The sequence below is a fragment of the Planomonospora corallina genome, assembly GCF_042650625.1.
Classification (GTDB): Bacteria; Actinomycetota; Actinomycetes; order Streptosporangiales; family Streptosporangiaceae; genus Planomonospora_B; species Planomonospora_B corallina.
Genome location: NZ_JBHSBM010000012.1, coordinates 154,546 through 171,784 on the forward strand (window position 1 = coordinate 154,546; position 17,239 = coordinate 171,784).

12 protein-coding genes are annotated in these 17,239 nt (G+C 75.0%); 8 read left to right on the forward strand and 4 right to left on the reverse strand.

What is annotated here, in order from left to right; genetic code table 11:
• Nucleotides 1-1,997 (forward strand): alpha/beta fold hydrolase (locus ACFOWE_RS08685; protein WP_377286646.1); only part of this gene is annotated, 1,997 nt, incomplete at its 5' end.
• Between the two features lie 179 nt (nucleotides 1,998-2,176).
• On the opposite strand, the gene ACFOWE_RS08690 is transcribed toward ACFOWE_RS08685, so the two are convergent.
• Nucleotides 2,177-2,305, reverse strand: a complete 129-nt coding sequence (locus ACFOWE_RS08690) for a hypothetical protein (RefSeq protein ID WP_377286648.1) — start codon at nucleotides 2,303-2,305, stop codon at nucleotides 2,177-2,179.
• 238 nt (nucleotides 2,306-2,543) lie between these two features.
• Between ACFOWE_RS08690 and ACFOWE_RS08695 the strand changes: the two genes are divergently transcribed.
• The 3 genes from ACFOWE_RS08695 to ACFOWE_RS08705 all read left to right on the forward strand — a co-directional run bounded on the left by ACFOWE_RS08695 (nucleotide 2,544) and on the right by ACFOWE_RS08705 (nucleotide 7,078).
• The gene (locus tag ACFOWE_RS08695) at nucleotides 2,544-3,677 is read left to right on the forward strand and encodes a serine/threonine-protein kinase (protein ID WP_377286649.1); all 1,134 of its coding nucleotides are present in this window, start codon (nucleotides 2,544-2,546) and stop codon (nucleotides 3,675-3,677) included.
• Between the two features lie 35 nt (nucleotides 3,678-3,712).
• Nucleotides 3,713-5,560, forward strand: coding sequence for a serine/threonine-protein kinase (locus tag ACFOWE_RS08700; RefSeq protein WP_377286650.1), 1,848 nt, complete (start codon nucleotides 3,713-3,715; stop codon nucleotides 5,558-5,560).
• A gap of 126 nt (nucleotides 5,561-5,686) precedes the next feature.
• Nucleotides 5,687-7,078: a class II fumarate hydratase gene (locus ACFOWE_RS08705; RefSeq protein WP_377286651.1), complete on the forward strand. Its 1,392-nt coding sequence runs from the start codon at nucleotides 5,687-5,689 to the stop codon at nucleotides 7,076-7,078.
• 198 nt (nucleotides 7,079-7,276) lie between these two features.
• Here ACFOWE_RS08705 and mca read toward each other — a convergent pair whose 3' ends face one another.
• On the reverse strand, nucleotides 7,277-8,137 hold the full coding sequence (gene mca / locus ACFOWE_RS08710) for a mycothiol conjugate amidase Mca (RefSeq protein WP_377286653.1): 861 nt from the start codon (nucleotides 8,135-8,137) through the stop codon (nucleotides 7,277-7,279).
• A gap of 296 nt (nucleotides 8,138-8,433) precedes the next feature.
• On the opposite strand from mca, the gene ACFOWE_RS08715 reads away from it, so the two are divergent.
• The 4 genes from ACFOWE_RS08715 (at nucleotide 8,434) to ACFOWE_RS08730 (ending at nucleotide 14,284) form a co-directional block, all read left to right on the forward strand.
• Nucleotides 8,434-9,192 carry a 3-hydroxybutyrate dehydrogenase gene (locus ACFOWE_RS08715; RefSeq protein WP_377286654.1) on the forward strand — a complete coding sequence of 253 codons (759 nt, stop codon included), beginning with the start codon at nucleotides 8,434-8,436 and terminating at the stop codon, nucleotides 9,190-9,192.
• A gap of 20 nt (nucleotides 9,193-9,212) precedes the next feature.
• A complete protein-coding gene (locus ACFOWE_RS08720) occupies nucleotides 9,213-11,204 on the forward strand; it encodes a helix-turn-helix domain-containing protein (protein ID WP_377286655.1) in 1,992 nt (663 codons plus the stop codon).
• A 297-nt stretch (nucleotides 11,205-11,501) separates the two neighbouring features.
• Nucleotides 11,502-12,878, forward strand: coding sequence for an MFS transporter (locus ACFOWE_RS08725; protein WP_377286656.1), 1,377 nt, complete (start codon nucleotides 11,502-11,504; stop codon nucleotides 12,876-12,878).
• A 23-nt stretch (nucleotides 12,879-12,901) separates the two neighbouring features.
• On the forward strand, nucleotides 12,902-14,284 hold the full coding sequence (locus ACFOWE_RS08730) for an alpha/beta hydrolase family protein (RefSeq protein WP_377286657.1): 1,383 nt from the start codon (nucleotides 12,902-12,904) through the stop codon (nucleotides 14,282-14,284).
• Here ACFOWE_RS08730 and ACFOWE_RS08735 read toward each other — a convergent pair.
• Nucleotides 14,269-16,239 (reverse strand): glycosyltransferase family 2 protein, encoded by a 1,971-nt coding sequence (locus ACFOWE_RS08735; RefSeq protein ID WP_377286658.1) that lies wholly within the window; start codon nucleotides 16,237-16,239, stop codon nucleotides 14,269-14,271. The genes ACFOWE_RS08730 and ACFOWE_RS08735 overlap by 16 nt on opposite strands.
• Nucleotides 16,240-16,335: 96 nt before the next feature.
• Nucleotides 16,336-17,109 carry an aggregation-promoting factor C-terminal-like domain-containing protein gene (locus tag ACFOWE_RS08740; protein WP_377286659.1) on the reverse strand — a complete coding sequence of 258 codons (774 nt, stop codon included), beginning with the start codon at nucleotides 17,107-17,109 and terminating at the stop codon, nucleotides 16,336-16,338.
• Nucleotides 17,110-17,239: the final 130 nt, after the last annotated feature.

Here is a 17,239-nt window from a genome sequence, read left to right on the forward strand (position 1 = left end):
CCGACTCCATCGTCCTCGGCGCCGCCGGATTCGTCGGCCGCGCCCTGGTGGCCGAGCTGCTCCGCCGCGGCCGCCGCGTCGCCGCCGCCGTACGCGGGCTCGGGGACGGGCTGACCTCCTGGCTCGCCGGACAGGAGGTGGACACGGCGGGGCTGACCGTCGTCACCGGCGACGTCACCGCGCCCGGCCTCGGCCTGGCGGAGATTGGCGGGCTGGCGGAGGTGCGCGACGTCTACAACACCGCCGCCCGCTTCGCCTTCGGGCTGACCGTGGAGGAGGCGCGGTCCGTGAACGTCACCGGCGCGCTCAACGTGGCGGACTGGGCCGCCACCCGGCCCGGCCTGCGCCGCCTGGTCCACGTCAGCGGCTACCGGGTGGGCGGCGGACGGCCCGATTACCGGCGCGAGGGCGCCTACGAGGCGTCCAAGAAGGAGGGCGACGCGGCGGTGCGCGCGCGGGCCGCCGAGCTGGGCGTCCCGCTGACCGTGGTCAACCCCGCCACGGTGATCGGCCCCGGGCAGTTCATCGGCCTCGCCGCGCTGGTGCGCGACCTCTGGCGCGGGCGGTTGCCCGCCCTCCCCGGCGGGCAGGGTGTCTTCGTCCCCGTCGTCGACGGCGACTACCTGGCCCGCTTCATGGCCGCGCTGCCCGAGCACGCGGAGACCGCGGGCGGGTCCTACTGGGTGCTCGACGACGCGACGCCCGAGCTGCCGGAGCTGGTCGCGCTGCTCGCGGACCACCTGGGCGTGCCCGCCCCACGCCTCTCACTCCCCGTCGGGCTGGTCCGGCGGCTGCCCCGCGCGCTGACCGGCGCCGACCCCGAGACGCTGACGTTCCTGTCGGCCGAGCGCTACGACACCGCCCCCGCGCGGGAGTTCGCCGGACGCGCGGGACTGCGCATGCCGCCGGTCGACCGGGCCCTGCGGCAGTGGGCCGACGACCTGGTCGCCGCGCGGTTCGGCGACGGACCGGCGCCCGGCCGGAGCACCGCGCCCGGGGACGTCGCCGCGGGGGAGGCCGTCGCCGGAGGAGCCACCGCCGGGAACGCGGGAGCCGGTGGTGCGAACACGGGAGCCCGTGGCGGGAACGCGGGAGCCGGTGGTGCGAACACGGGAGCCCGTGGCGGGAACGCGGGAGCCGGTGGTGCGAACACGGGAGCCGGTCTCGGGACACGGCGCCCGAGGGGCGGCCCGGGGACGCGCCCGTACGGCTTCCGCGACGTCGCGGGCGTCAGGACCTGGGTGAGCGGCGATCCGGAGGAGCCCGCGTACGTGCTCTTCCACGGCCTGCCGCTGGACGCGGACTCGTGGGCGGAGACGGCCGCCCTGCTGGACGGTCCGGTCCTCGCACCCGACCTGCCCGGCCTCGGCCGCTCGGCCCCGACCGCTCCACCCGGCCCCGGCCGTGCGGGCCGCTCGGGCACCGCCCCCGGGGTGCCGAACGCCGCCGCCGGGATGCGGGACTCCACCGCCGGAGTGCCGGACTCCTGGACGGCCGCGCTGCTCGGGCCCGTCACCACCCGGCCGGTGCTCGTGGGCCACTCGCTCGGCTGCGGCCCCGCGCTACGGTACGCCGCCGCCCACCCGGACCGGGTCACCGCGCTCGTGCTGGTCGCGCCGGCGTTCCTCCAGGCGCCCGCCGGGCGGTTCCTGCGGTCGAGGGCTGCGGCCCCCGTACTGCGCCGCATGCCCCGGCAGCGGCTCGCGGAGGGGCTGGGCGTCCCGGTCGGCGCGCTCGCGGACCTGTCCCGGCCGGGGGCGGCCCGGCGCACGGCCGGGGCGCTGCGCGCGGCCCACGCCCAGCGGGAGGAGCTCCGCCTGCTGCTCGACCGGGCCGAGGTCCCGGTCGTGCTCGTCGCCGGGTCGGAGGATCCCCTCCCCGAGGGGCGGACCGTGGCGGTGGTCTCCGGCGCCGGGCACTACCCGCAGCTCACCCGTCCCGGCGAGGTCGCGCGGGTGCTCCGCGGGGTCCGCGCGGCCGCCGGGGCTCCGCGCTGAGACCGTCGCGCCTCACCCGCCGCCGGCCGTACGGCACGCATGCCCTCTCCCCCGCCGGAGGGGGCACGGCGGTCCTCCCCGCGCGATCACCGTGGTCGGTCCGGCCGCCGCGGAGAACACCGCGCGCCCCGGGAGAGTCCGGGGCCGGCGAGAGCCCCACGTGCACGGCCCGCCTCCTCTCACGACCCGCTGTACATCCGCCCCAGGTCGACGAGCTCGACGTCGGAGCGGCCCGCAGCGGTGCGGGCGAGCTCGGAGGTGAACCCCGAGCGGGCGAAGAGCAGCAGTTTCTCCTTCGAAGTCGACACCTCCCTGGCCGACGGAGTGCGGCGCCCGGCCACAGGCGGGTGCGTGGGCGCGACACCTAACCGCGCAGGCGCACGGCCTTTCCCGCCCCGCACGGGAAGGCAGGAGGTCCTATAGGATCAGAGTCCGATCACCTTCCGTATCCGAACAGTGACATGGCAGAAAATCTGACCGCATCCGGCAAGAAGATTCGGCCCCGTCTCTACTGGTCGCACTACGCAAATCGGTAAGCTGCCCATCATGCGTGCGCCTTCCGGATACCTTCTCGCCGCGCGCTACCGGCTCCTGGAGCCGGTCGGACGTGGCGGCATGGGCACCGTGTGGCGGGCGCACGACGAGTGGCTCGACCGCGAGGTGGCTGTCAAGGAGGTGCGCCTCCCTCTGGTCCTCGACGAGGAGCTCCGCAACGAGCTGTGCGCCAGGACCGCGCGTGAGGGCCGGGCGACCGCGATGGTCGCGCACCCCTCCGTGATCACCGTGTACGACGTGGTGACCGAGGACGACCGCCCCTGGATCGTGATGGAACTGCACAGGGCCCGGTCCCTGGAGCAGCTCGTCCAGCAGGAGGGCCCTCTCCCGCCCCGCCAGGCCGCCGAGATCGGCCGGCAGGTGCTGGGCGCGCTCCGCGCCGTGCACGCCAAGGGCATCCTGCACCGCGACGTGAAGCCCAGCAACGTCCTGGTGACCGCGGAGCGGGCGGTCCTCACCGACTTCGGCCTCGCCGCGTTCGAGGGCGAGGTCTCGATCACGCAGGCGGGCATCGTGCTCGGCTCGGCCGGATACATCGCGCCCGAGCGGGTGCTGGGCTCCAAGGCGAGCCCGGCCGCCGACCTGTGGTCGCTCGGAGCGACCCTCTACACCGCCGTCGAGGGCCACAGCCTGCACGGCCGCCGTACGGCCGCCGCCGCACTGGCCGCCCTGACCAGCGGCGAGCCGATCCCGATGGCGAAGGCCGGGCCTCTCGCCCCGGTGCTCCGGGGGATGCTCACCATCGATCCCGCCCACCGGATCGACCCGGTCCGCGCCTCGCTGATGCTCGCCCGGGTGGCCGCGGGCGGAGTGGCCGAGGAGCCGCCCATCCGCATCGCGGGCAAGACCGTACGGCCTCCCGCGGCGCTGCCCATGCCTTCGTTCAACCGCAGGCCGCCGCACCGGGGCCTGCACCGGGCGGGCGCTGCGCCCGCGCCGGGGCCGGCGCCCGCCCCGGGCCCCGCGCCGCAGTCGCGCGCGCAGCGGCGGCCCGCGGAGGGCAACCACCGCAAGCCGGCCGGCGCACGTCCGGAGCCACGGCCTTTCCTCCGCCTCATGTCGCCGGTCATCCGGCTGGTGCTCCCCCGCAGCCTCTGGCCGCGCGAACTTCGCAAGCGCGGCTAAAGCGTTCTTCAAGGGTAATCGCTATCTTCTTTCTCATGCCGGAACAGCAGACGCGCGTGCTCGCTGGCCGTTATGAGCTGATCACCCCGCTCGGCCGGGGAACGATGGGCACCGTCTGGCGTGCCTACGACCGTTCCCTGGGCCGCGAGGTGGCGATCAAGGAGATCCGCCAGGAACCCGGGCTCAGTGAGGCGCAGCGCACCGAACTGCGGGAGCGGATGATCCGCGAGGGTCGCACCGCCGCCCGCATCAGCCATCCTTCAGTCGCCACCGTCCACGACGCGATCATCGAGGACGGCAGTCCGTGGATCATCATGGAGCTGGTGCAGGCCCGCTCCCTGGAGCAGGTGGTCGAGGAGGAGGGGCCCCTCCCGCCCCGGCTGGTGGCCGCGATCGGCGTCGACCTGCTGGACGCGCTGCGCGCCGCCCACGCCCAGGGGATCCTCCACCGCGACGTGAAGCCCGGCAACGTGCTGATCACGGAGAGCGGCCGGGTGGTGCTGACCGATTTCGGCATCGCCAAGGCCGAGGGGGACACGAGCCTCACCCAGACCGGCATGGTGATCGGCTCCCCCGGATACACCGCGCCCGAGCGGGCGCGGGGGGAGCACACCGGCCCCGAGTCCGACCTCTGGTCGCTCGGCGCCACGCTGTACTTCGCGGTCGAGGGACGTCCGGCGTACGAGCGGTCCACGATGGCCGAGACGCTCGCCGCGCTGATGACCGAGAGCGTCGACCCGCCGGTCCAGGCCGGCCCGCTCCGTCCCCTCCTCGAGCAGCTGCTGCAGAAGGACCACACGGCGCGGCTGACGGCCTCCCAGGCGATCGCCATGCTTCGCGCGGTGGCCGACACCCCCCTGTCCGCCTCCCAGGAGTTCCCGGTGCCGCCCGGGGCGGCCGCCCGCAGCGCCGCCGCCGAGCCGGCTCCCGCGCACCGGCCGGGGAGCGGAGCCTCCGGCGGCGGAGCGGGGACCGAGGAGGAGTTCGACGCCAACCGCACCATGATCGTCGCCCGTCCCACGATGGGGCGTCCGCTGCCCCGGACCGGCGCCTCTCCCGCCGCGCCGGCCGAGCCCCGGCCAGAGGCCGCCTCCGCGTCCGGGACGGACCTGGGGACTCCGGTGGCCCGGGGTCCGGTCCCGCCCCGCCAGAGCGGGCAGGGGCAGGGGCAGAGCGCCGCGCAGCCGGGGCAGCCGTGGGACTCCCCCGCCGCCTCCGAGTTGGGCAGGCGGGTGGCCGGAGCGCCGCAGTCTCCCGAGGGGGCGGGTTCCCCGCCGCGCCGGGATCCGGGGCGTCCGTCCCCGGACGAGACCGCGACGCAGATCGGCGCCCTGCCCGGTCACGGCGGGCCCGGTCCCCGTCCCGGTCCCGGCGGACCCCCGCCCGGAGGCTTCCCCGGCCCCGGCGGACCCGGCGCCCCCGAGGCGTTCCACGGAGCCGGCGGCGGACCCGGCGGGTTCCCGAACCCCGGCGGGCCCGGTCCCCATCCCGGTCCCGGCGGACCCCCGCCCGGGCCCTTCCCCGGTCCCGGCGGACCCGGCGGCCCCGAGGCGTTCCACGGAGCCGGCGGCGGACCCGGCGGGTTCCCGAACCCCGGCGGATACGACCACAACCAGCCCGGCGGCCCCGGCGGGCTCCACCTGCCCCCTCCCGGCTCCCAGCCCGGCCTCCCCGGCGGGCCGGGGCCGTTCCCGCCGGGCGCCGTGCCGGGGGACGACCAGGACAGGCCCGGCCTCGGCACGGAGCTGTTCGCGGTCGTGGGGCCGAACGAGCCGCCACCCGTGCAGCAGCGGAAGCGCACCAGCGCACTGGTGTGGATGGGGGTGGCGACCGCCGCCCTGGTGTTCCTCATCGTCCTGGTCCTGGCGATCCTCTCCGCCTGACACCGCCCCGCGTGCCGCCGCCGTCCGGCCCGGCGGCACGCGGGACCGGGCGGCGGCGACACGCGGGGCGAGGCGGCGGAACGGTCCGGCGCGGCCGTTCCGCCGCGCGCGTTGCAGACTGGGTCCATGAGCGAGTACCGGATCGAACATGACTCGATGGGCGAGGTCCGCGTCCCCGTGAGCGCCAAGTGGCGCGCGCAGACCCAGCGGGCGGTGGAGAACTTCCCCGTCTCCGGGCGGGGGCTGGAGAGCGCCCACATCGCGGCGCTCGGCCTGATCAAGGCGGTCGCCGCCGAGGTCAACGCCGAGCTGGGAGTGCTCGACAGGGAGCTGGCCCAGGCGATCGCCGAGGCCGCCACGGACGTCGCGGAGAACGAGTGGGACGGCGAGTTCCCCGTCGACGTCTTCCAGACCGGCTCCGGGACCTCCTCGAACATGAACGCCAACGAGGTCATCGCCACCCTCGCCGAGGAGCGGCTGGGCCGCCCGGTCCACCCCAACGACCACGTCAACGCCTCGCAGTCGTCCAACGACGTCTTCCCGACCTCCATCCACGTCGCCGCGCTGACCGAGGTGACCTACCACCTCATCCCCTCGCTGCGGCACCTGGCCACCGCGCTGCGCGAGAAGTCGATGGAGTTCGACCAGGTCGTCAAGGCGGGCCGCACGCACCTGATGGACGCCACCCCGGTCACGCTCGGACAGGAGTTCGGCGGGTACGCCACGCAGGTCGACAACGCCATCGCCCGGGTCCGGAGCGCAATGCACCACCTGGCCCAGCTCCCTCTGGGCGGCACCGCCGTCGGGACCGGGATCAACACCCCGCCGGGCTTCGCCACGAAGGTCATCGCCAGGCTCCGCGAGGCGACGGGCCTGCCCTTCTCCGAGGCCCCCGACCACTTCGAGGCCCAGGGCGCCCGGGACGCGATCGTGGAGCTCTCCGGCCAGCTCCGGACGGCCGCGGTCTCCCTCAACAAGATCGCGAACGACCTCCGCTGGATGGGCTCCGGCCCGCGCGCCGGACTGGGCGAGATCAATCTGCCCGATCTGCAGCCGGGCTCCTCGATCATGCCGGGCAAGGTCAACCCGGTCATCCCCGAGGCCGTGTGCATGGTCGCCGCCCAGGTCGTCGGGAACGACGCCGCCATCGCCTTCGCCGGCGCCTCCGGCAACTTCGAGCTGAACGTGGCCCTGCCGGTCATCGCCCGCAACATCCTGGAGTCCATCCGGCTGCTCGCCAACGTCTCCCGGCTGCTGGCCGACCGCTGCGTGCACGGCATCACGGCGAACACCGAGCGGCTGCGCGAGTACGCCGAGTCGTCGCCGTCCATCGTCACCCCGCTCAACCGGTACGTCGGCTACGAGGAGGCCGCGAAGATCGCCAAGCAGTCGCTGGCCGAGCGGAAGACCATCCGCGAGGTGGTCGTCGAACGCGGGCACGTCGCCAGCGGCGCCATCACCGAGGAGCAGCTCGACGCGGTGCTCGACGTCCTGTCCATGACCCGCCCGCCCGACTAGACGGGCGGGTCCCGCCGCCGTCCCCACGGGACCGTCGCCGGCGCCCCTGCCCGTCCAGACCGGGCAGGAGCTGGGCCGGGGAAGCGGGTCCGCAGACCCTGCCGGCGCAGGAGCACGAAGCAGCGGGTGCCCCGGGTACGGGCCGGCCCGGCATCACGCAGCACCCGCAGATGGTGGCCGGGCGTCGACCCCTGCAGCTCACCTGATCCCGGCGAACAGGTCCGTCTCCGGCAGCTCCGTCTCGACCAGGGACCGGGCCAGCTGGTAGTCCTCGGTGGGCCAGACCTCCCGCTCCAGGTCGCGCGGGGTGGCGAACCAGGGGCCGTCGGGGTCGACCTGGGTGGCGTGCGCCTTGATCGCCCGGTCCCGCGTCCCGAAGTACGCGTCGCAGGCCACCCGGGTGGTCGTGGTCAGCTCCGGCATGCCCTCGAACCAGTCGTCCGTCACCTCGTCGGCCAGCGGGTGGGAGAGCCCGCGGGCGAGCATGCCCTCCTGGATCGCGGTGAACCACTCGCGGGTGAAGGACACGATGTAGTAGAGCTTGAGCGGCTGCCACGGCTCGCCGGTCCCGGGGTAGCGGTCCGGGTCCCCGGCCGCCTCGAACGCCTCGGCCGCGACCCGGTTGGTCATGATGTGGTCGGGGTGCGGGTAGCCCCCGCTCTCGTCGTAGGTGACGATCACGTGCGGCCGGAACTCGCGCACCGCCGCCACCAGCGGCTCCGCGGCCACCGCCGGGTCCTGCAGGGCGAAGCACCCCTCCGGCAGCGGCTCCCCCTCCCCCGGCAGGCCGGAGTCGGCGAAGCCCAGCCAGCGGTGGCCGACGCCGAGGATCGCGGCGGCCTCGGCCATCTCCTTGCGCCGGATCTCCGCGATGTCCTCCTTCACTCCCGGCCGGTCCATCGCCGGGTTGAGCACGTCGCCGCGCTCTCCCCCGGTGCAGGTGCAGACCAGCACGTCCACGCCCTCCGCGACGTAGCGGGCCAAGGTGGCCGCGCCCTTGCTCGACTCGTCGTCCGGGTGGGCGTGCACGGCCATCAGGCGCAGCGGGCTCGTGGTCATCGATCACCTTCGGTGTGGGGGCCCCGGCCTCCGGGCCGGGCCTCGACTCGCGTCCTCCCGTCGGCGGGAGGACGCGCCGGACGCTCCGACCCTAGATCAGCGCTACGACATTTCCGGCGCCCGGCCGCCCGCGCACCAGGGGCCCGGAGACCCGGGACGCGCGCGCCGCGCCTCCCGTCCTCCCCGTCCCGGCCCCGGCCGCCCGGTGGGTGCGTGCCCGCCGTACACAAGCCGGGGGAAGGGTATGTCGGCGGGGAACATGGGAGGGGGTGGGGCGATTGCCTACATTCGCCGGTATGACAGACCTGACGGGGCGGCGGGCCGTGGTGACCGGAGCGGGCAGCGGGATCGGGCGCGCCTGCGCGCGGCGGCTGGCCGCCGCCGGCGCGCACGTGGTGGTGGTCGACGTCGACGGCGAGTCCGCCGGGAAGGTGGCCGCCGAGGTCGGCGGGACCCCGGTGGCCGCGGACCTGATCGGCCCCGGCTTCACCGGCGCGTTCCCGGCCGGCGTCCTGGCGGAGACGGACATCGTGGTGAACAACGCCGGGTTCCAGCACGTGGCGCCCGTCGAGGAGTTCCCGCCCGAGGTCTTCTCCGCGATCCTCAAGGTCATGGTCGAGGCCCCGTTCCTGCTGGCGCGGGCGGTCCTGCCCGGCATGTACGCCCGCGGGTGGGGCCGGATCGTCAACGTCTCCTCCGTCCACGGCCTGCGCGCCTCGCCGTACAAGTCCGCCTACGTCGCCGCCAAGCACGGCCTGGAGGGGCTGTCGAAGGTCATCGCCCTCGAGGGCGCCGCCCACGGGGTCACCTCCGTCTGCGTGAACCCCGCCTACGTGCGCACCCCGCTGGTGGAGAAGCAGATCACCGCCCAGGCCGAGACGCACGGGATCAGCCGGGACGAGGTCGTCGAGCGGATCATGCTCGCGCCCGCCGCGGTCAAGCGGCTGATCGAGCCCGAGGAGGTGGCCGAGCTGGTCGCCTACGTGTGCGGCCCGAACGGCTCGTTCATGACGGGCGTCTCCCTGCCGGTCGACGGCGGCTGGACCGCTCACTGAGCCCGGCCACAATGAACGGCATGAGCGCGCGGGTCTTCCTCGAACTCCTGGCCAGGGAGGCGTCGGCGGTCGAGTTCGAGGGCCCCGTGCTGGCGGCCCGGACCGCCGGGGCCGACCCCGCGACCCTCGCCGAGCTGGAGGAGGCCAAACTCGCCGCGTTGAGGGTCCGCACGCTGCTGCGGCGCCGGGCCAGGCGCGAGGCGGAGCTGTCGGCGCTGTTCGACAGCGCCGGAGACCTGGCGGCGCTGCGCGACCTGGACGCCGTGCTGGAGGCCATCGTGCACCGGGCGCGGCAGCTGCTCGGCACCGACACCGCCTACCTGACCCTGCACGACCCCGACCGCGGCGACACCTGGATGCGGGTGACCGACGGCTCCGTCTCGGCCAAGTTCCGCACGCTCCGGCTGGCCATGGGCGCCGGGCTGGGCGGGCTGGTGGCCCAGACCGCCACGCCGTACGCGACGGCCGACTACTTCGCCGACGAGCGCTTCCGCCACATGCACCACATCGACGACGCGGTGCGGGAGGAGGGGCTGGTCGCCATCCTCGGCGTCCCGCTCAAGCTCGGCGCGCGTGTCATCGGGGTGCTGTTCGCCGCCAACCGGAGCGTGCGCCCGTTCACGCGGGACGAGGTGGCGCTGCTCAGCTCGCTGGCCGCGCACGCCGCGGTGGCCATCGACAACGCCCGCCTGCTGCAGGAGACCCGCGACGCGCTCGAGGAGCTCAGCCAGGCCAACCGGAGCCTCAACGCGCACAGCGAGGCCGTGGAGCGGGCCGCGCTCGCGCACGACCGGATGACCGGGCTGGTGCTGCGTGGCGGCGGGGTCGAGGACGTGGCCGCCGTGGTCACCGAGGTGCTCGGCGGCTCCCTGGTGGTGCTGGACGACGCCGGACGGCCGATCACCGGCGGCCTCGGCGGGCCGGACGGCCCCGGACCCGGCCGCTCCGGGACAGGCCGGAGCAGCGACGTGCCCGGGACAGGCCGGAGCAGCGGCGCGTCCGGGACAGGCCGGCCGGAGCCGGACGGGCCCGCCGGGGCCTGCGACGACCTGGACGCCGCCGCGCTCGCCGAGGCCGCGCAGTCGTCCCGGGCGCTGGGCCGTACCGTCCGGCGCGGCAACCTGCTCGTCGCCTCGGTGGACGTCGGCGGCGAGCCGCTGTGCACGCTCGTGCTGCGGGCCGGCGGCCCGGTCGCCGACACCGACCAGCGCATCCTGGAGCGGGCCGCGCTGGTCACCGCCCTGCTGCTGCTGTTCCGCCGCACCGTGGCCGAGGCCGAGGGACGGGTCCGCGGCGAGCTGCTCGACGACCTGATCTCCCGGCCCGGCCTCGGCGGGCTGGCCGAGCGGGCCCGCCGGGTGGGCGTGGACCTCGACCGCGACCACGTGGTGGTCGTGGTCCGCCACGACGGCGGGCGCGAGCGCGCGGCCTTCTGGGCCTCGTCCCGGGCCTCGACGGAGCACGGGCTCGCCGCCCAGCGCGGGGACGAGGTGGTGCTGCTGCTCCCCGGCGGCGATCCCGGCCTGCTCGCCAAACGGGTGGCGGCCGAGCTGAGCGCCTCCCTCGGGCGGCCCGCCACGGCGGGCGCCTGCGGCCCGGTGCGCGGCATCTCCGGCGTCACCGCCGCCCACCGCGAGGCGCGGCGCTGCGCCGACGCGCTGCGGGCGCTGGGCCGGGCCGGGGAGGGCGCGAGCGCGGCCGAACTGGGCTTCGTCGGCCTGCTGGTCGGCGAGGGACGCGACATCGAGACGTTCCTCTCCTCCGCCCTCGGACCGGTGCTCGACTACGACGCCCGCCGGGGGACCTCGCTGACCGGCACGCTGACCGCCTACTTCGGCACGGGGGGCTCGCTCTCCCGCACGGCGGAGGCGCTGCACATCCACGTCAACACCGTCACCCAGCGCCTGGAGCGGATCGGCCGGCTGCTGGGCGCGGACTGGCAGGAGCCGGAGCGCGCCCTGGAGATCCAGCTCGCCCTGAGGCTCCACCGCCTGAGCGAGCCCGCCCCCTGAGCGAGCCCGCCCCCTGCGCGGCCCCACGACCGAACGGGCCCGCCGCCCGAGCGATCCCGTCCGGGCCCGCCGGCCGAGCCGTCCTGCCCGGACCCGCCGCCCCGGCCGTCCCGCCCCGGCCCGCCGGCCGTACGGGGAGCGCCGCGCGTCCGGGCAGGCCAGGCCGGTGCGCGCGCTCCGGGACGATCCCACACAGACGGCTCGCGGGGTATGGCGACGCGCCCCATAGGAGTGACGCCGGTCACTACGTACGGTGAGCCGACATCCCCCAACAGCCTCTCCGTCTGGTGAGTGAAGATGACAGAGAAAAACACCCCCATCGGAAAGATCGTCGCCGCCAGCCTCATCGGCACCACGATCGAGTGGTACGACTTCTTCCTCTACGGCTCGGCCGCGGCGCTGGTCTTCAACAAACTGTTCTTCCCGGAGTCCGACCCGCTCACCGGCACCCTGCTGGCCTTCCTCACCTACGCGATCGGCTTCGTCGCCCGCCCGCTGGGCGCGGTGGTCTTCGGCCACTACGGCGACCGGCTCGGCCGCAAGAAGCTCCTGGTCCTCAGCCTGCTGCTGATGGGCGGGGCGACCTTCCTGATCGGCTGCCTGCCCACCCACGCGGCGGTCGGCGCGGCGGCCCCGCTGCTGCTGACCTTCCTGAGGCTCGTGCAGGGCTTCGCGCTCGGCGGCGAGTGGGGCGGCGCGGTGCTCATCGTCTCCGAGCACGGCGACGCGCGCCGCCGCGGCTACTGGGCCTCCTGGCCGCAGGCCGGCGCCCCCGGCGGCAACCTGCTGGCCACCGCGGTGCTCGCGGTGCTGGCCGCGGTCCAGTCCGACGAGGCCTTCCTGAGCTGGGGCTGGCGCATCCCGTTCCTGCTGTCCGGCGCGCTGGTCCTGCTGGGCCTGTGGATCCGGCTGAGCATCAGCGAGTCGCCGGTCTTCCAGGCGGCCGCGGCGCACGCCGGGCCGAAGAGGAGCATGCCGATCGTGGACGTCTTCCGCTACCACTGGCGGGACGTGCTCACCGCCATCGGCGCCCGCTTCGCCGAGAACGTCTCCTACTACGTGATCACCGCGTTCGTGCTGGTCTACGCGACGGAGGCGGCCGGGCTGACGAAGGGCTTCGTGCTCAACGCGGTGCTGATCGGCTCGGCCGTGCACTTCGCGTCGATCCCGATGTGGGGCGCGCTCTCCGACCGGCTCGGCCGGCGCCCGGTCTACCTGCTCGGCGCCGCCGGGGTGGGCCTGTGGTCCTTCGCCTTCTTCCCGCTGGTCGACACCGGGAACTTCGCCGCCATCACCCTCGCGGTCACCGTCGGTCTGGTCCTGCACGGCGCGATGTACGGCCCGCAGGCGGCGTTCTTCTCCGAGCTGTTCGCCACCCGGATGCGCTACTCGGGCGTGTCGGTCGGCGCCCAGCTCTCCTCGATCGTGGCCGGCGGCCTGGCCCCGCTGATCGCGGTCGCCCTGCTGCAGGCCTACGACTCGGCGCTGCCGGTCATGCTCTACGTCGCCGGCGCCGCGGCGCTCACCCTGTTGACCGTGTTCGTCTCCCGGGAGACCCGGGGCCGCGACCTCGTCACCCTCTCCGACGCCCCGGGGACCGCGGGGGACGCCGCCACGCCGTCCCCGGGGTCCCCCGGGTCCGCCGGGTCCCCGAAGCCCGCCGCGCGCGGCTGAGCCGCGGGAAGAGGAGCCACCCGATGAGACTCCGGCATCTGCTCGCCCCCGCCCTCGCGCTGGCCGCGACCGCCGCGCTCACCGCGGGCGCCCCGGCCGCGCAGGCCGCGGGCGGGCCCGCGGAGGGCCCCGGGAAGGGGCCAGGGAGCGGGCACTGCGCCCGCCAGGACCGCGTCCGCGTCCCCGGGGCCGAGCACCAGGTCGCGGCCTGCCTGGACGACCTGACCACGGCCGGGACGACCGCCACCGGGCACACCGACCCCGCCGACTGGGCGGGGCTGCACCCGCCCGGGGCCGTCAACCCGACCGGCGTGCCCGGCATCCAGATCGACGGCTACTTCCCCGACACCTCCGCCACCAACACCAACCACGGCTGGAAGCACGACGCGCAGTTCGTGCTCCGCCTCCCGGACGAGTGGAACGGCGGGCTGGTCGTCGCGGGCACCCCCGGCAACCGCGAGCAGTACGCCAACGACTACACGATCTCCGACTGGGCGCTGGCCCGGGGCTACGCCTACGCCGCGACCGACAAGGGCAACACCGGCCTGGCCTTCTACACCGACGGCCGGGCGCCGGGGGACGCGATCGCCGAGTGGAACGAGCGCGTCACGCAGCTCACCGTCGCGGCCAGGACCGCCGTCCGGCAGCGGTACGGCACGGCCCCGCGGCGCACCTACGCCGCGGGCGTCTCCAACGGCGGCTACCTGGTCCGCTGGCAGCTGGAGAACCGGCCGTGGCTCTACGACGGCGGGGTCGACTGGGAGGGCACGCTCTGGCGGGTCAGGGGCGACAACCTGCTCACCTTCCTCCCGCCGGCGCTGCGGGCCTACCCGGCCGGCGACGCCGAGGCGATGTACGCCGCCGGGTTCGCGCGCGGCTCGGAGTTCCTGTGGCCGTACCACAGCCAGGTCTACTGGGACCTCACCCAGCGGATCTACCGGGAGGAGATCGACCCGGGCTACGACGGCGACGCCGAGGCGGGCACGCCGTACTGCGCCCCGGGCACCCCGGCCTGCGACGCGGACTACGACTACGCCGCGCGCAGGCCGTACAAGGCGGTCAGGAAGATCGCGCTGACCGGCAGGATCGGCAAGCCGCTGATCACGCTCCACGGCACGCTGGACACCCTGCTGCCGATCTCCCGCTCCGGGGACGTCTACGCGGACATGGTCGGCGACCGCCGCCCCTTCCGCTACTACCGGATCGAGGACGGCAACCACGTCGACGGCCTGTACGGGGCCCATCCCGACCGGCTCCGGCCGATCCTGCCGTGCTTCCGCAGCGCTTTCGAGGCGCTGGAGGACTGGGTGGAGCGGCGGCAGAGCCCGCCGCCGAGCGCGACCCTGCCCCGCCCGGAGGGCGCCGCCGCCGGTGACCTCGCCAACGGCTGTCAGCTGGGCAGATAGCGCCGCTGCAGGGACTGGGTGGCCCGTACCACGGTGCGGGCCCCCGGGATGCGGCGGGTGATGCGCCACAGCAGCGGATAGCGCCGTTCGGGCAGATGGGCCGCCTGGGCCGGATGGACCTCCACCCGGCCCAGGCGGCCCATCCGCACCCGGAAGCGGAGCCCGACCTCCTGGCCGTCCATCCGCAGGAAGGGCGTCCAGCGGCCGGGCACGAGCAGGTCGCGCTGGGGCAGCTTCCGGGTGGGCACCTTGGCCACCAGCCGGCCGCCGAGCACCCCGGGCTCGCCCGGCTCGACCAGGGCCGGCGCGGAGATCTCCCGCCGCCCGCCCGCCCGGCGCAGCACCAGCTCACCGGGGCCGCCCCCGTCCTTCGGCAGGTACGGCACGGGCACGACGAAGAAGACGTGGTCGCGGCGGCGCACGATCGTGGTGTCCTGCGAGACGAGGGCGATGGCGTCGGACAGCAGGGGCGGTTCCACGCAGACGCCCGGCAGCCCCTCGTCGCTCCACCAGGGCACGACCGGCCGCTCGGGATAGTCGGCCAGCGTCCCCGAGTAGACGAGGGGCTCACCGGCCACCCGGGCGCGGGCCCGGTGCGGTCCGGCGTGCATGCGGACGTGGATCTCCCAGAACCCGGACGGCAGCGGCTGGCCGAGGAAGGCCGAAGTGACGTCGAACGAGGCGGTCCCGGTGACCTGGACCCGGATCCGGTCGCCGTGCGGGACGCGCACCGGCGCGGACGTCACCGGGAGCATGTGGACCATCCCGGTGTCGCGGTGGCGCAGGTAGGCGTCGAAGCCGGCGCGTTCCACCGCGTCGGTGACGTCGGCCACCCCCTCCAGGGAGCCGATCCCCTCCAGCGGGATCGGCGGCTTCCACAGCAGCCGGTCGCCGTGCGAGACGAAGCAGGTGGGCGTGTCACCGCTCCACATCAGCTCCATGGTGATGCCGAGCCGGAGCACCCCGTCGCTGAAGGAGACCTCCTCCAGCTCGGCCTTCAGGTGGGTCTCGCGGGTGGCCTGGGAGAGCATGACGAGCTGGTCGGGCCGGCCGGCGCGCAGCAGCGCGGCGCGCAGGCGCAGGTGGACGGGGAGGCGGTGGTCGAGCCGTTCCGGGAAGCGCTCCAGGACCAGCTCGCGCAGGGCCGTGAAGGTGGCCGACCGCTCCCGGGAGGAGAGGCTGAAGACGTCCCCGCCGAGCTGCGGGAGGATCGCGGTGCGGAACCAGTGCGCGTACATGCGGTCGCGCCTGCGCCCGTCGGGCACGGCCTCGTCGACCGCGTCGAGCAGGGCGCACAGCTCCGCCGCCTGCACGGCGGGCGGGAGGGGCGGCTCGGGGCTCTCCCCGAGGTGGCAGCAGACCTCCCCGGACATGACGGTGATGCTGCGCGCCCGCAGGTAGGACCGGACGACGAAGGCCTGCTCGGACAGGCGTCCGCCGTGGTCGGGGAAGGCGAGCCGCTCGTCGGCGAGGAACGCCCTGCGGTAGAGCTTGTGCGGGGTGAGCAGGGAGAGCAGGCCGTCGGTGAGGACGTCGGCGTGCTCGCGGTCGGTGTCGAACGCCCGGGGAGGCGGGCCGTCGCCGCCGGCCAGGCGCCCGATGAGGATGTCGGCGTCGGTCGCCATCGCGCGCTCGTACATCCGCTCCAGGGCGGTGTGCTCCAGGCGGTCCGTCTGGCCCATCAGGTACACGTACTCGCCCTTGGCGACCTCCAGTGCGGCGTTGCGGCCGCGCATGGGCGAGCCCGTCGGCGGCAGGTGGAGCACCCGGACGTTCGGCCACGCCCCGGCGACCATGCCCAGGCGCTGCCTGGTGCCGTCGTCGGAGCCGTCGTCGGCGAAGATGACCTCGTACTCCTGCGAGGACATCGACTGCTCGACCACCGAGTGGATGCACGCGTTCGCCGTATCCCCCGGATCGCGGACCGGCACCACCACGCTGACCTTCACGCCCATGCGGACAGGATGGGGCGCGTATCACTCCCGGCCGGGCAGACCTGCCGCTTCCTGGCCTTTCCGTACCGGCCTTTGGCCTGGCAATGGACCCGGAGGTCAGTACCAGCCCTTGGCCTGGGAATGGCCCCACGCTCCGCAGGGCGAGCCGTACCGGCCCTTGATGTAGTCGAGCCCCCACTTGATCTGGGTGGCCGGGTTGGTCTGCCAGTCGGAGCCCGCGCTGGCCATCTTGTGGCCGGGCAGCGACTGCGGGATGCCGTAGGCGCCGCTGGAGCGGTTCATCGCCCGCTCGTTCCAGCCGCTCTCCTTCATCCAGAGCTTCTCCAGGCAGCCCCACTCGGCGCCCCAGCCGCGCTCCTCCACCATCTGCTTGCCGAGGGCCTTGTTGCCGGTCGGGTTGGCGGTGCCGGCCGGGAGCTGCTGCGGGTCGAACCCGCCGCCGCCGGGCGCCACCTTGACGATCTTGACGTGGTCGAGCGGCTCGCGGCCCTCGCGCCTGCGTTTGAGCGCGTCCTCCCGGAGCGCCTGGGCGGCCTGGGCCTTCAGCGCGTCGGCCGCGGGGTCGGGCGCGAACGGGTCGCCGCCGCCGAACGCCCTGGCGAACTCCTCCAGGGCGAGCGGTTCCTGCGCGGGGGCGGAGGCGTTCTGGATCGCGGTGTGCGCGGTGTAGCCGCCGCCTCCGACGACGACCAGCGTCACCGCGCCGATGACGAGGATGTGCTTGGGCGCCGGCCCGCGGCGCCCGGGTGCGGGCACGCCTGCGGCGGGCGCGCTCTTCGCGGGCTTCCTGGAGCCGCGGCGGGAGCGGCCGGCCTGGCGCCCTCGACCCTGCGGGCGCTCTTCCTCGGGGGGCGACGATCCTGCACTCACGACCTATGAGCTTGCCCTGACCAGGGGGGTGGTCCGCAACCGGAACGGAGGATCCGGCAGGTTTTCCCTTGATGGCCCTATGACCCTTACATGACTGATCGCCTGATTACCGGGTGTTTTCTGAAAATCG